The organism is Mycobacterium sp. E3339 (genome assembly GCF_001666915.1).
Lineage (GTDB): Bacteria > Actinomycetota > Actinomycetes > Mycobacteriales > Mycobacteriaceae > Mycobacterium.
This window is the reverse complement of record NZ_LZIZ01000135.1, coordinates 1-14,070: the sequence shown is the minus strand read 5'-3', so window position 1 is coordinate 14,070 and position 14,070 is coordinate 1. Positions and strand designations below refer to the sequence as shown.

The 14,070-nt window shown below is 70.6% G+C and carries 14 protein-coding genes; 2 read left to right on the top strand and 12 right to left on the bottom strand.

Annotated features, from left to right (window positions below; all coding sequences use genetic code 11):
• Nucleotides 1-96: 96 nt before the first annotated feature.
• From thyX to A5702_RS12150, 7 genes are all read right to left on the bottom strand, one after another.
• Entirely contained in the window at nucleotides 97-849 is a 753-nt protein-coding gene (thyX, locus tag A5702_RS12180) for an FAD-dependent thymidylate synthase (RefSeq protein ID WP_067815501.1), read from the bottom strand.
• Nucleotides 850-859: 10 nt separating this feature from the next.
• Entirely contained in the window at nucleotides 860-1,915 is a 1,056-nt protein-coding gene (locus A5702_RS12175) for a restriction endonuclease subunit S (RefSeq protein WP_068220979.1), read from the bottom strand.
• Nucleotides 1,912-3,285 carry an N-6 DNA methylase gene (locus A5702_RS12170; protein ID WP_068220976.1) on the bottom strand — a complete coding sequence of 458 codons (1,374 nt, stop codon included), beginning with the start codon at nucleotides 3,283-3,285 and terminating at the stop codon, nucleotides 1,912-1,914. Before A5702_RS12170 ends, A5702_RS12175 begins: the two co-directional genes overlap by 4 nt.
• Nucleotides 3,285-4,532 (bottom strand): winged helix-turn-helix domain-containing protein, encoded by a 1,248-nt coding sequence (locus A5702_RS12165; protein WP_197506550.1) that lies wholly within the window; start codon nucleotides 4,530-4,532, stop codon nucleotides 3,285-3,287. Before A5702_RS12165 ends, A5702_RS12170 begins: the two co-directional genes overlap by 1 nt.
• Before the next feature lie 37 nt (nucleotides 4,533-4,569).
• The gene (locus A5702_RS12160) at nucleotides 4,570-5,271 is read right to left on the bottom strand and encodes a cell division protein DivIVA (protein ID WP_067815498.1); all 702 of its coding nucleotides are present in this window, start codon (nucleotides 5,269-5,271) and stop codon (nucleotides 4,570-4,572) included.
• Nucleotides 5,272-5,356: 85 nt separating this feature from the next.
• On the bottom strand, nucleotides 5,357-5,854 hold the full coding sequence (locus A5702_RS12155) for a dihydrofolate reductase (RefSeq protein WP_067815326.1): 498 nt from the start codon (nucleotides 5,852-5,854) through the stop codon (nucleotides 5,357-5,359).
• A gap of 49 nt (nucleotides 5,855-5,903) precedes the next feature.
• Nucleotides 5,904-6,704, bottom strand: a complete 801-nt coding sequence (locus A5702_RS12150) for a thymidylate synthase (protein WP_067815323.1) — start codon at nucleotides 6,702-6,704, stop codon at nucleotides 5,904-5,906.
• Between the two features lie 387 nt (nucleotides 6,705-7,091).
• Here A5702_RS12150 and A5702_RS12145 point away from each other — a divergent pair, with 387 nt between their 5' ends.
• Nucleotides 7,092-7,832, top strand: a complete 741-nt coding sequence (locus tag A5702_RS12145) for a dienelactone hydrolase family protein (protein ID WP_055405428.1) — start codon at nucleotides 7,092-7,094, stop codon at nucleotides 7,830-7,832.
• Here A5702_RS12145 and A5702_RS12140 read toward each other — a convergent pair.
• From A5702_RS12140 to A5702_RS12125, 4 genes are all read right to left on the bottom strand, one after another.
• Nucleotides 7,821-9,035 (bottom strand): glycosyltransferase, encoded by a 1,215-nt coding sequence (locus tag A5702_RS12140; RefSeq protein ID WP_068220970.1) that lies wholly within the window; start codon nucleotides 9,033-9,035, stop codon nucleotides 7,821-7,823. The genes A5702_RS12145 and A5702_RS12140 overlap by 12 nt on opposite strands.
• A 172-nt stretch (nucleotides 9,036-9,207) precedes the next feature.
• Nucleotides 9,208-10,299, bottom strand: a complete 1,092-nt coding sequence (locus tag A5702_RS12135; protein ID WP_055405672.1) for an acyl-CoA dehydrogenase family protein — start codon at nucleotides 10,297-10,299, stop codon at nucleotides 9,208-9,210.
• Nucleotides 10,296-11,489, bottom strand: a complete 1,194-nt coding sequence (locus A5702_RS12130) for an acyl-CoA dehydrogenase family protein (RefSeq protein ID WP_068220966.1) — start codon at nucleotides 11,487-11,489, stop codon at nucleotides 10,296-10,298. The genes A5702_RS12135 and A5702_RS12130 overlap by 4 nt, the downstream gene beginning before the upstream one ends.
• Before the next feature lie 2 nt (nucleotides 11,490-11,491).
• Complete coding sequence (locus tag A5702_RS12125; RefSeq protein WP_055405613.1) at nucleotides 11,492-12,268, bottom strand: SDR family oxidoreductase; 777 nt, start codon at nucleotides 12,266-12,268, stop codon at nucleotides 11,492-11,494.
• A 99-nt stretch (nucleotides 12,269-12,367) separates the two neighbouring features.
• On the opposite strand from A5702_RS12125, the gene A5702_RS12120 reads away from it, so the two are divergent.
• Nucleotides 12,368-12,694, top strand: coding sequence for a hypothetical protein (locus A5702_RS12120; protein ID WP_055405614.1), 327 nt, complete (start codon nucleotides 12,368-12,370; stop codon nucleotides 12,692-12,694).
• On the opposite strand, the gene A5702_RS12115 is transcribed toward A5702_RS12120, so the two are convergent.
• Nucleotides 12,695-14,070 (bottom strand): acyl-CoA carboxylase subunit beta (locus tag A5702_RS12115; protein WP_304440337.1); only part of this gene is annotated, 1,376 nt, incomplete at its 5' end.

Here is a 14,070-nt window from a genome sequence, read left to right as displayed (position 1 = left end):
CCGGGGCGTCGAATCCGACGGTGCTCACGGTCTTTAGGTTACCTGGCGGCGGCAAGGTCTTTAGTAACGGCGCGGGCCTGCCACGGCCGCCGGGAATCAGGCCTCGGTCGCCAGCGGGCTGGTCGCGACCTCGGTCCCGTCGGCCAGCGTCGAGATCTCGAAGTCGGCGAACACCGCCGGCGCGGCGTTCCAGAGCTGGCGCAGGCACTCGATGGCCAGCCGCCGGATTTCCACGTCGGCGTGCTCGCTGGCGCGCATGGCGATGAAGTGCCGCCAGGCGCGGTAATTGCCCGTCACGACGATGCGGGTCTCGGTCGCGTTCGGCAGCACGGCCCGCGCGGCCTGACGCGCCTGCTTGCGCCGCAAAATGGCGTTGGGCTGGTCGGCGAATTTGGCCTCCAGCCTGGCCAACAGCTCGGCGTAGGTGGCCCGGCTGGCGTCGGCGGCATCGGTCAGGATCCGTCGCAACTCGGGGTCGTCTTCCATGCCCGGCGGCACCACGACGTGCGACTCGCCCTCCGGCACGTAGCGCTGCGACAGCTGGGAGAAGGAGAAATGCCGGTGCCGGATCAGCTCGTGGGTGAGCGACCGGGAGATGCCGGTGATGTAGAACGACACGTTCGCGTGTTCGAGCACCGAGAAATGACCCACGTCGATGATGTGCTTGAGGTAGCCGGCATTGGTCGCCGTCTTGGGATTGGGTTTGGACCAGCTTTGATAGCAGGCCCGGCCGGCGAACTCCACCAGCGCCGGCCCGCCGTCTGCGTCGGTGGTCCAGGGCACGTCCGGCGGCGCCAGGAACTCGGTCTTGGCGATCAGCTGCACGCGCAGCGGCGCGGTCTCGGCCACGGCGCTCACCTTAACGCGCTGGCCGAAGGCGGAGTTCACCCGATATCAGCGGTGGCAGCAGCGCGTCGCGGAACGCGGCCAACCGCGCGCTCTCGGCGCGACGGGCATGGCACAGCGCCCCCAGGCCGGTGATCGTTTGCCGGGCCGCGGCCGGCAGGCGCCGGACGTCGGGGACCCGGACGTCCAGCAGATCGCCCGGCCGGATCCGCTGATGGCTGCCCGACGTGCCGGCCGCCCGCCGCCGCAGCCGGTCGGAGACGTGCGGTTGGCGCACGGCGGACCACAGGGCCGAGGCGTCGACGCCGGTGGGCGTCAGGACGACGAACTCGGTGCTGGCCACGGCCATTTCCGGCGGCAGGACGGCCACGTTCCAGATGCGCGGGATTCGCGGATTCAGCTTCGCGAACAAGACGCAGGGCACCGAGAGGAGGTACTTGCCGCTCCTGATGGACGCGGCGCTCACGACGCGGGGATTCGCCCCGTCGTCGAAGGCCGGCAGGCTGAAGTGCGCGACCACCTCGTCGAATTCGGCCACGGTGACGAACGCCGACGACCGGCTCGCAAGGCGGCCCAGCGGCACGCGCCCGGGGGCCGACCCCGCGATAGCCACCATCAGGCTCTCGGCGGCCGCGATCACCCGCTCGTTGGCGGACACCTTGTCGTCGAGGGCGCCGAGCAATTCGGCGATCGCTGCCCGCTGCGGGGCCGCCACGCTGCGCACCGCCACGTCGCGCAGGATCCGCTGGTTGAGCAGCGGCTGTCCCGATCCGGATCGGTGATCGCCCAGCCGGCAGGTTTGCATCGCGTAGTACCAGTACCGCGTGTCCCGTGCGTCCTTGGCCCGGCAGACCAGTGCGTTTTCGGTGACCCAGACGTCGGATTCGCAGTACCGCAGGGTGCCGCACTGCGAGCCGACGCGCCCGAGCACGATCAGCGGGCCCGTCGCGTTGTGTTCGGTGGCATACCCGATGGCCCCGTTGGCGCCGTAGACGCGGAATTGCCCGCCGGGCGCTCGCCGCGGCGCGCCGGTGCTGAAGAGCAGGTGCTCACCCAGCGTGGTTTTCACCGCAGGCGCTCCAGTTGTTGGCGCACAACGCTTTCCAGGCGCGCGGATTCGTCGAGCGCGGTCAGCAGCTCACCGGTCAGGCGGGTGATCTTCTGATCGACCGGTTCGCCGTCGTCCGCGGCGGCGGGCGTGCCGACGTAATGTCCCGGCGTCAGGGTGTAGCCGGCCGCGGCGATCTCGCCGATCGACGCGGAGCCGCAGAACCCCGGAACATCGTTATATTCAGGGTCTTTCGCGGTCGTAGAGCCCGATCCGCGCCACGCGCGGTAGGCGTCGGCGATGCGCCGCACCTCCTCGTGCGTCAGCGCCCGTTCGCCGCGATCGACCAGGTAGCCGAGCTCACGGGCGTCGATGAACAGCACCTGGCCGGACCGGTGGCCCTTGTCGGTGTCGAAGAACCACAGACACACCGGGATCGACGTGGAGCGAAACAGCTGCGCGGGCAGCGCCACCATGCACGACACCAGGTCGGCGTCGACGATTCGCGCGCGAATGTCGCCCTCCCCCAGGGTGTTCGACGACATCGAACCGTTCGCCATCACCACACCGGCCTTGCCGCCGGGGGCCAGCTTGGACAGGATGTGCTGAAGCCACGCGTAGTTGGCGTTGCCGGCGGGCGGGACACCGAAGCGCCAGCGCGGGTCGTTCTTGTCGCGGGCCCAATCCTTGATGTTGAAGGGCGGATTGGCCAGCACGTAATCCATCTGCACGCCGGCGTGTTGGTCCTCGACGAACGTGTCGCCCCAGCGCGCACCCAGGCCCGTGTCGTCGATGCCGTGCACGGCGAGGTTCATCTTCGCCATCCGCCAGGTCTGCTCGACGCTTTCCTGTCCGAAAATCGTGACCCGCGCGGGATCGCCGTCGTGTTCGGCGATGAACCGCTCGGTCTGCACGAACATCCCGCCCGAGCCGCAGCACGGGTCATAGACCCGCCCGCCCGAGGGTTCCAGCAGCTCGACGATCACCCGGACCACGCTGGGCGGGGTGAAGAATTCGCCGCCCCGCCGCCCTTCCGCGCGCGCGAAGTTGCCCAGGAAGTACTCGTACACCTCGCCCATCAGGTCCCGCGCGCGTCCTCGTTCACCGAGTGGCGCGGCGTCGAGCAGGCGCAGCAGCTCCCCGAGGCGGCGTTGGTCGAGGCCGTCGTACAGCCGGGGCAGCGCCGCGGCCTCCATCGCGTCGTCGACGAGCCGGCCGATATCCGGGCGTTGCGCGTTGTGCGCCAACGCTTCCCACTGCGCGGCGCAGGTGTGCTTGAGGAACACCAGCCCGAGGATGGCGTCCTTGTATTGGCTGGCCGACAGGGCGCCGCGCAGCTTGTTGGCCGCCCTCCACAGCGTGTCCTTGAGGTCCTTGTCCGTCGCCCGCATCAGATCACCGCCCTCAGGTCGGCGGCCAGGTCGCCCCGGGTGGCGACGCTGAACCCGCCCAGGTCCAGCCATGCGGCCATGGACCGCAGTTCACCGGCCAGGGCCCGCAGCACACGCGGCCGCGGGGTGTCCGGCTCGCCGAACGCGCCCATCACGCGCAGCGTGTCGGCGGCCCGGTCGGCCTTGAGGTCGACGCGCGCGACCAGCCGCCCGTCCATCAGCAGCGGCCACACGTAGTAGCCGTATTGGCGCTTGGCCGCCGGGGTGTAGATCTCGATGCGGTAATGAAACCCGAACAACCGCTCGACGCGCGGCCGAAAGAAGATCAGCGGGTCGAACGGACACAACAGCGCGGTGCCCCGGTCGGAACGCGGCACTGCCCGGCCGGTGCGCAGGTAGGCCGGCGCGGGCCAGCCGTCCACCTCGACCCGTTCGATATCCCCCGCGGCCACCAGGTCCGCGACCGCCGGCTTGACCTGCTGGGCCGACAGCCGGAAGTAGTCGCGGATGTCCGCCTCGGTGGCCACGCCGAGCGCGCCGGCCGCGCGTAGCGTGAGCTCCCGGACGGCCTCGTCGTCGTCGACCTCGCGCGCCAGCACGCTCGCCGGCAGCACCCGCTCCACCAGGTCGTAGTGGCGGGCGAAGCCCACCCGGGTGGCCGTGGTGAGCACGCCCGCCGCGAACAGCGCCTCGGCGACCCACTTGGTGTCGCTGCGGTTCCACCACGTGCCCTTCTTCCTGCGTGGCGCGGCGTATTTCGAGGCGAGGTGCGCTTCGATCTGCCCGGCCGTGCTGGGCCCGAGCTCGGTGACGGCCGCGACGATGTCCTCGGCGAGCTGGGGATTGGCCTTGACGATGTGGGTGCCCCACCGGCCATGGGTGTACTGGCGCATCCGCCAGCGCAGCAGCGGCCAGTCGTCGACGGCGACCAGCGCGGCCTCGTGAGCCCAGTACTCGGCCAGCAGCCGCGACGACCGCGGCCCCCAGGCCGCGCGATCCAGCACGTCGCGGTCGTAGGGACCGAGCCTGCTGAACACCGGGGCGTAATGGGCGCGCACCGCAACGGACACCGAATCCAGTTGCAGCACTTGGATTCTCGATATCAGCCGCTTCAAGTGGGCGCGGGTGACCGGACCGGCGGGCCGCGGCTCGCTAAAGCCTTGGGCCGCAACGGCGATGCGCCGGGCTTGGTCGGCGGACAGGGTCCGGCTGGGCACGGCGCCGAGAATACCGCCCGGGTGCGACAGGGTCCGGCCGCGACGCGGCGAGCCCGGCCTGAACCGCCTATCCCGTGCTGACCTTCCGGTCCAGCGGCACCACGACGCTGGGCTCCGGCGCGTTCTTCTGCTCCTGATAGGCCGACTCGAGAGCGGCCGGGACCGCCTCGAGGTCGCGGTAGACGCCCATCAACTGCTCGAGGACGCTGATCCGTTGCTGAATCGCCTCGTCGGCGGCGCGGCGGGCCTGCTCGCGGTAGTGATCGGCCTCCCGCTGGGCGTCGCGCCAGGCCTTGTCGATCGCCGCCTCGGTTTCGGCACGCTTCTCGGCCAATTCGGCCTCCAGCTGCTTCTTGGTTTCCTCGTAATCGGTTTCCATGGCTTTTCGTTGCTCGGCCATCTCCGCCAACTCCTGTTCGTGCTTTCGCTGCGCGGCCTCGACTTCGGCCTCGGTCGCCGCGATCAGCGCGTCCGCCTCGCTCCGCGCCTCGGCCTGCATCTCGGCAACCTCGTCGACCGCGCGGCGCAGCATCTGCGCCATCCGCCGCTGCACCGCGTGGGGTGAGGGTGAGGTGTCGGTGAGGACCGCGACCTCCTTGCGCAGCGCGGCCGTCTGGTCGCCGGCTTCCTTCAACCGGGTCCGCAGGCTCTCCACGTCGGAGAGCAACAGCTGCTGCTTGGTAGTCAGCATCTCGATGTGGGCGTCGACCGCGGTCGGGTCATAACCCCTGAACATGCGAGTGAACGATTTCGTGGGTTCGGTTATCACTGCCAATTCCCCCTCCTGGCAATTGATGTCTTTGTCGAGACCGACCCCCGCGTCCGAGTATGTCACGGGCGCGGAGACCGACGGCTCATGCCCGACGGTAGCTGTGCAGCCGGTACCGCAGCCCCGTGCGGCTGACCTGCCACTCCCCCGTCTCGCCCAGCCAGCTGTCGTCGAGCACCGGGGCCAACGCGTCGTCGTCGTCGCGTCGAAGGTCGACTTCGACCTCGGTCACCTCGCACCGGGTGGCGTGCGGCAGGGCGAGCAGATAAACCTGCTCACCGCCGATCACCCAGGTCTGCGGCTCGCCCTCGCAACCGCCGAGGGCCGCTTCGAGCGAACTGACGACCTGCGCCCCGTCGGCGACGAAGTCCCCCCGGCGCGAGAGTACGACATTGGTGCGACCCGGCAACGGCCGGACCTTGGTCGGCAACGACTCCCACGTGCGCCGGCCCATCACCACCGTGTGCCCGAAGGTCAGCTCTTTGAAGCGGGCCAGGTCCTCGGGCACCCGCCAGGGAATGTCGCCGCCGCGGCCGATGATGCCGGATGTCGACTGAGCCCAGATCAACCCCAGCTGCGTCATACTCGCCACTCCTTGACCCCAGCGTCGCTGGCGTCGTCGTCGGCGCGGGTCATACCGCGACGGGGGCTTTGATCGCCGGGTGCGGGTCGTAGTTCTTCACGACGACGTCGTCGTACGTGTAGTCGAAGATCGAATCCCTGTGCGCCAGAACCAGTTCCGGGTACGGCCGCGGCTCGCGGCTAAGCTGGGTCCGCACCTGCTCGACGTGGTTGTCGTAGATGTGGCAATCGCCGCCCGTCCAGACGAACTCGCCGACCGACAGCCCCGCCTGCGCGGCCATCATGTGGGTGAGCAGCGCGTAGCTGGCGATGTTGAACGGCACCCCGAGAAACAGGTCGGCGCTGCGCTGATACAGCTGGCAGCTCAACCGCCCGTCGGCGACGTAGAACTGGAAGAACGCGTGACACGGCGGCAGCGCCATCTGCGGGATCTCCCCGACGTTCCATGCCGACACGATGATGCGCCGCGAGTCCGGGTCGGTGCGCAGCAAGTCCAGCGCCGCGCTGATCTGGTCGATGTGCTCGCCCGTCGGCGTGGGCCACGACCGCCACTGCACGCCGTAGATCGGTCCGAGATCACCTGTGGCACTGGCCCATTCGTCCCAGATAGTGACGCCGTGCTCGCGCAGCCAGGCGACGTTGGAGTCGCCGCGCAGGAACCACAGCAACTCGTAGACCACCGACTTCAGATGCACCTTCTTGGTGGTGAGCAGCGGAAAGCCGGCCGACAGGTCGTAGCGGATCTGCTGGCCGAACAGGCTGCGGGTGCCGGTGCCGGTGCGGTCGGATTTGGCCGTGCCCCGCTCGAGCACCACGCGCAGCAGGTCCTCGTAGGGCGTGGGAACCGGCACGCGGCCAGCTTAGCGGCGATCGCAAGCGCGGCGAAGCCGGGCGCGGCGGGTCGCCGCCTGAAAAAATTGCGCGGCGATCGCAAGCGCGGCGAAGCCGGGCGCGGCGGGTCGCCGCCTGAAAAAATTGCGCGGCGATCGCAAGCGCGGCGAAGCCGGGCGCGGCGGGTCGCCGCCTGAAAAAATTGCGCGGCGATCGCAAGCGCGGCGAAGCCGGGCGCGGCGGGTCGCCGCCTGAAAAAATTGCGCGGCGATCGCAAGCGCGGCGAAGCCGGGCGCGGCGGGTCGCCGCCTGAAAAAATTGCGCGGCGATCGCAAGCGCGGCGAAGCCGGGCGCGGCGGGTCGACGCCAAAAAAATCGGTCCAGCCCTCCGGAGTAGAACGGAGGCCATGCCGAAAATCACCGACAACGTCACCACCGCCGATGGCACGTGTCCCGTCGGCCTGTTCACCCCCGAGGGAACCGGTCCCTGGCCGGGCGTAGTCATGTACTGCGACGCCGGCGGGGTGCGCGACACCTTCGACCAGATGGCCGCCAAGCTGGCCGGATTCGGTTACGCCGTGCTACTTCCCGACGTCTACTACCGCAGCGGCGATTGGGCCCCGTTCGACATGGCCACCGTCTTCGGCGACGAGCGGGAACGCCGGCGCCTGTTCGGCATGATCGGCAGCATCACGCCGGACAAGATGGCCGGCGACGCCGCCGCGTTCTTCGACTACCTCGCGACCCGCCCGGAGGTGTGCGGGGAGCGCTTCGGCGTGTGCGGCTACTGCATGGGCGGCCGCGCGTCCCTGGTGGTCGCCGGCCGGGTCCCGGAGCGTGTCGCCGCCGCAGCGTCGTTCCACGGCGGCGGCCTGGTGACCGACACTGCGGACAGCCCGCATCTGCTCGCGGACCGGATAACCGCCACCGTCTACGTCGGCGGCGCCAAGGACGACGCGTCCTTCACCCGCGACCACGCCGAGCAGCTCGACAAGGCGCTGACCGCGGCCGGCGTGCAGCACACCATCGAGTGGTATCCGGCCGCCCACGGGTTCGCGGTGCCGGACAACACGCCCTATGACCCCGCCGCGGCCGAGCGGCACTGGCAGGCCATGACCGAGGTGTTCGGTTCGGCCTTAGGTGCCTAACCCCTCCAGCATCAGCGTCGCGGCGACGCTCGCACCGTCGGGGCGGATCCTCGCGGCCACCGCGCTCGCCCGACCGCGGGCCTGCGGCGTCAAAACCGGCTCGAGCGCGGCCGCCAGCGACTCGGCCGTCGGAGCCGGGCCGTCATGCGCGTTGCCGATGCCCAGCTCCGCCACCCGGGCGGCCCAGTACGGCTGATCGGCGCCCTGGGGCACCAACACCTGCGGCGCACCGGCCCGCGCGGCCGTGGTCGTGGTGCCCGCGCCACCGTGGTGCACGACGGCGGCGACGTGGGCGAAGAGCGCCCGATGGTTCAGCTCGCCGACACCGAGGCAGTCGTCCCGGTCGTCTATCGGGGCCAGGCCGGACCAGCCGCGGTAAAGAATCGCGCGGTGGCCGTGCGCGCGCACGGCCTCGACGACGGCCCGGGAAAGGTCCTTGGCGGCACGCATGGGCATGCTGCCGAAGCCCACGTACACCGGCGCCGGCCCGGCGTCCAGGAACGCCGACAGCGCCGGCGGAAGGGGGCGTTCGTCGGCCAGCAGCCACGCCCCGGTCTGGATCACGTCAAGCCCGCTGTTTTCCGGCCACGGGCTCAGGACCGGGTCCACCGCCAGCCAGGGACGCTCGGTGAGCGCATAGTCGCGGACGTCGTCCAGCGGCGGGAGGCCCAGCCTCGCGCGGTGACTGTTGAGTGTCGCGCCGAACAGCGTGTTCATCTGCTGCGCGTCCGTCCGCCACAGCACCCGGTTGTCGATCAGGCCCTCCGGCAGCTGGCCGGCATAGGTGGGGGGCAGGTGGTGGGGCGACGGCAGGATCGTGGGTTGGTAGCTCACGTACACGTAGGGGATGCCCAACCGCTCGGCCACCGACCGCGCACCCGCCGCGACCGGCGGGAATCCGGTCGCCACCAGCAGGTCGCATCCGTCGGCCGCGGCGGCCACGGTGTCGAACTGCGCGGCGACGAGCCCGTCCAGGTGCCGGCGCAACTGGTCCTCCGAGGGCGTGAGGCTTGCCGCCATCGCGCGCCACGAATCGCCGAATGGCACCAGCGGCAGGCCGATATCGGCGAGCAAGTCCGCGAATTCCCGGTCCGGCGGTGCGCATACCCGAACCTCCGCGCCGAGCGCCCGCAACTGAAGCCCGACCGCGGCGAGCGGTTCGACCGCCCCGCGCGAATCGTGGGTGGACAGCAGCACGCGCATTCCGATGCTCGTCACCTCCGGGATTCGTGAGCGGACCGACACATTCTCATGAAATGCGAGTGCGGTGACGGGCACGTCGGGGCGACATGCCCGCACGCCGACGAATGTCGCTGCGCGACAGAGAGTTTCCCATCCGGCGTCCGCTCCGCGCTAAAAATCAGTGCGAGCGCAACTAACTGGGGGGCAGGCCCACCAACGCGGCCAGGCGGGCCCGGTGACGGTATGCGGTGCCGAAGGCCAACTGGTCGCTCTTGGCCCGCTTGAGGTATAGGTGGGCGGGATACTCCCACGTCATGCCGATGCCACCGTGTAGCTGGACGCACTCCTCGGCCGCGTGCACGGCGACGCCGCTGCAATATGCCTGGGCGAGGGCCGCCGCGACGGGCGCGTCGTCGTCGTCCCGGGCGCACGTGTCGGCGGCGTGGCGGGCCGCCGCGGTCGCGGCGCTGACCTCGAACCACAGATCGGCCAGCCGGTGCTTGATCGCCTGGTACGAGCCGATCGCGCGGCCGAACTGCTTGCGCTGCTTGGCATAATCCAGGGTCGTCGCGAAACACCACTGGGCGACTCCGAGTTGCTCGGACGCCAGCAGCGCCGCCCCGGTGCGCAGGGCCTCGGCGATCGGGCCGTCCGCCGGCCCGACGCGCGACGAGTCGGCCGCCGAAAAGCTCACGTCCGCAAGGGGTCTCGTCATGTCCAAGGCCAGCAGCGGCGACACCTGGACACCCGCGGCGGCCCGGGAGACGGTATGCAGCTCCAGCCCGTCCGGGCCGGCGACCGGCACCACCAGCACGTCGGCCCCCGCGGCGCCGGCGACGCTGGTGACCGACCCGCTCAGCCCGTCGGAGCCGCCGCTCACCGAGGGCACCGGATCGCCGGGCCCGGTCGACAACGGCACCGCCAAGGCGGCGGTCAGCTCACCTCGCGCCAGCGCGGAGACGGTTTCGGTGTCGCCGGCGGCCAACAGCGCGACCGTGGCCAGCACCGCGCTGGACAAGTACGGCACCGGCGCGACGGCCCGGCCGATCTCCTCCATGACGACCGCGACCTCCCGAGCGCCGGCGCCCGCGCCGCCGAGCGACTCCGGGACCAGCAGGCCGGCCACCCCCAGCTCGACGGCCAGGGTGCGCCAGACGTTCGAGAAGTCTGGTGGCTCGGCGTCGTAGGCGCGGGCCACCGCTTCCGGCGGGCAACGGTCGGCGAACAGGTGCCGAACGCTGTCGCGCAAAGCCTCCTCGGTATCGGAGTACAGCAGGTCGCTCATCGATCCAGGTCCTTCCAGGCGACATCCTTGTCGACGCGGTGCTCGCCGGGCAGGCCGAGGATGCGTTCGGAGATGGTGTTGCGCAGGATTTCCGAGGTGCCGCCCTCGATCGAATTGCCGCGCGCGCGTAAGTAGCGGTAACCGGGCTCGCGCCCGATCAGGTCGACGGTCTCGGTCCTGCGCATGGTCCAGTCGTCGTACCGCAGACCCGCCTCGCCGTGCAGCTCGATCTCGAAACCCGAAATGGCTTGCGCCAGCTTGGCGAAGGCGATCTTCATGCCCGCGCCTTCCGGCCCGGGCTGACCGGCCTGGGCCTGTTGCCGCAACCGTTCGCCGGCCAGCCGGAGCACCTCCGCGTCGACCCACAGTTTCATCAGCTCGTCGTGCAGCGCGGGGTCGCGCAGCGCGGGGTTGTCCCGCCACGCCTTGGTGACCTTCCCGATCATGCCGCCCTCACGCGGAGTTCCGGCGCGGGTGCCGATGGCGACGCGCTCGTTGTTGAGCGTGGTGGTCGCGACCCGCCAGCCGCCGCCGACCGGGCCGAGCCGGTTCGCGTCGGGCACCCGGACCTCGGTGAGGAACACCTCGTTGAATTCGGCCTCGCCGGTGATCTGGCGCAGCGGACGCACCTCGACGCCGGGCTGGGTCATGTCGCACAGGAAGTACGTCAGGCCAAAGTGTTTGGGCACCGTCGGGTCGGTGCGGGCGACCAGGATGGCCATCTGCGCGTGCTGCGCCATCGACGTCCACACCTTCTGCCCGTTGACAATCCAGTCGTCACCGTCGCGGACCGCCCGGGTTGCCAACCCCGCCAGGTCCGATCCCGCGCCGGGTTCGCTGAACAACTGGCAGTACACCTGCTCGCCAGTGAACAAGGGGCGCAGAAACTTTCGCTTCTGTTCGTCGGTGCCGAACGCGGCGATGGTGGGCGCCGCCATCCCCATGCCGATGAAGTTCTTGGGGGTGCCACCCACCGGCGCGCCCGCCGCGGACAGCTGGGCGTCGACGAGTTCCTGAGCCTTGCGCGGCAGGTCAAGGCCGCCGAAGCCGCGCGGCAGATCCACCCAGGCCAGCCCCGCATCGTATTGCGCCCCAAGGAATTCGCGCGCGTCGGTGGCCGCCGGGTCGTGCTCGTCCAGCAGCGCCTGCACCCGCCCCTGGAGGTCGACCGACCACTCTTCGGTGCTCATGGCTAGCCCTGCGGCCGCGTTTGAAAGCCCTGCGCCGCGCCCAGCAGCAGGCCACCGTCGATGACCATCGTTTCACCGGTGATCCAGCTCGCGGCGTCGGAAACCAAGAAGGCCACGGCCGCGGCGACGTCGGCGGGCTCGCCGATGCGCCCGAGCGCGATCGAGGACGCGAGCGGGTCCTCGTGGTCCTTCCACAGCGCCTCGGCCAGCCGGGTGCGCACCACGCCGGGGGCGATCGCGTTGACGCGGACGCGGGGCGAGAGCTCCAGCGCCAGCTGCTTGGTGGCGTGGATCAGCGCGGCCTTGGTGGCGTTGTACATCCCCATGGCCGGCGACTGGTGCAGGCCGCCGATGGAGGCGGTGTTGACGATCGCGCCGCCGTGCTCGCCCATCCACGACTTGACGACGAGCGAGGTCCACAGCAGCGGCGCCCAGAGGTTGACGTCGAAGATCTTGGTGAAGCGGGCGTGGTCCTGGTCGATCAGCGGGCCGTAGGCCGGGTTGGTGCCGGCGTTGTTGATCAGGATGTCCGCGCTGCCGAAACGTTCGAGCGTGAGGTCCACGCAGCGCCGGGCGGCGTCCTCGTCGACCGCGTGCGCCCCGACGCCCAGGGCGTTGCCGTCCACCTGCGCGGCGGCCTCGTCGGCGGCCTCCTGCTTGCGGGCGGTGAGCACCACGTTCGCCCCCGCGGCCGCGAGCTGCTGGGCGATCGCGAGCCCGATGCCGCGGGAGGCGCCGGTGATGATCGCGGTTCGGCCGCTCAGATCCAGTGATGTCATCGTGGTGCGCCTTCCGTTGCGGTGCGTGGCCTGGGGTTGCCGATGTTTATGCGGGTGTGTGCGTGGTATGCGACGCGCATGTCAGTGAAATTAACCCCCATGAAAAGACTGATGGTGGGCGGGGCGGCGGCCGCTGCGATCGCCGTGGCGCCGATCGCCATGACCGATTCCCACGTCGTCGCGGCTGCGCCGTCCGCGGCGCCCACGCACGTCGTCTTCAAGGACGACCCGGGCGGCGGCGGTTGCGACGCGAACGGCAACTGCGGCTCCGGTGGCCAGTTCAACGGGCCCGGCGGCGGTCCCGGCGGTCAGGGCTGCGTGCCGGGCGTCGGCTGCGGCTCCGGCGGCCAAAACGCGGGACCCGGCGGCATTCCGGGCGGACAGGGTTGCCTGCCCGGCGTCGGCTGCGGTTCCGGCCACGCCTGATCAGCTCCGGGCCTCCCGGAGCCTGGTGATCCAGGCCCGGGATTCCGCGGGGTCGATGACGTCGTCGAGTTCGAATGTGGTGGCGGCCCGCAGCGCCTTGCCGTGCTGGTAGGCCGCGGCCACCAGCTTGTCGAACAGTTCCTGGCGTTTGACGGGGTCGCCCTCGGCGGCCAGCTCCTTGCTGAACCCGAGGCGCACCGCGCCCTCGAGCCCCATCCCGCCGATCTCGCCGGTCGGCCACGCGACGGTGAATTGCGGGGCGCGGAAGGAACCGCCGGCCATCGCCATCGCGCCCAGCCCGTATCCCTTGCGCAGGATGATCATTCCGAGCGGCACGGTCAACCGCGCGCCCAGCACGAACATCCGCCCGAACCGCCGGACCGCCGCCTGGACCTCCGCATCGGGGCCCACCATGAAGCCCGGGGTGTCGCACAGCGAAATGACCGGCAGCCCAAACGATTCGCAGAGGGCCAGGAAGTCGCCGGCCTTGTCGGCCGCCTCGGCGTCGATGGCGCCGCCCAGGTGGTGGGTGCTGTTCGCGATCAGCCCGTACGCCGCCCCTTCGACGCGGACGAGGGCGGTGACGATGCCGACGCCGTAGTCGGGTCGCAACTGAAGCACCGAGCCGGTGTCGACGATCGCCTCGATCGCCCGATGCACGTCGTAGGCGCGTAATCGGTTCTCCGGCACCACATGCCGGGCCAGCCGCGGATCCGGCGCGGCCCAATCGTCCACGCCGCCCTGGAAATACGACAGATACTGCTTGGCCAGCGATACCGCGTGCGCCTCGTCGCGCGCGACCAGGCCGACCACGCCGTTGCGTCGCTGCACGCCGATCGGACCGATGGCCTCCGGCGGGTACACGCCGAGCCCGCCGCCCTCGATCATCGCGGGCCCACCCATCCCGATGTTGGCGTCCGGGGTCGCGATGATCACGTCGCACACCCCGGCCAGCGCGGCGTTCCCGGCGAAGCACCGGCCGGAGACGATCGATATCAACGGCACCCGCCCGCTCAGCGCGGCCAGCATCCGGAACGTCGGCACGTCCAGCCCGGCAACGCCGCCGACGTCGGTGTCGCCCGGCCGGCCACCGCCGCCCTCGGCGAACAGCACCACGGGCAGCCCTTTGCGGGTGGCCAGGTCGAACGCCCGGTCGGTCTTGGCGTGGTTGCGCATGCCTTGCGTGCCGGCCAGCACGGTGTAGTCATAGGACACGACGACGGCCTCGGCCGCGGCCCGCCCGAAGCGGTCGGCGCCGATCGTGGCCAGGCCGGCGACCAGGCCGTCGGCCGGGGTGTTGGCGATCAGGTCCTCCTCCGAGCGCCGGCTGCGTTGCGCCGCGATGGCCAGTGCGCCGTATTCGACGAAGCTGCCGG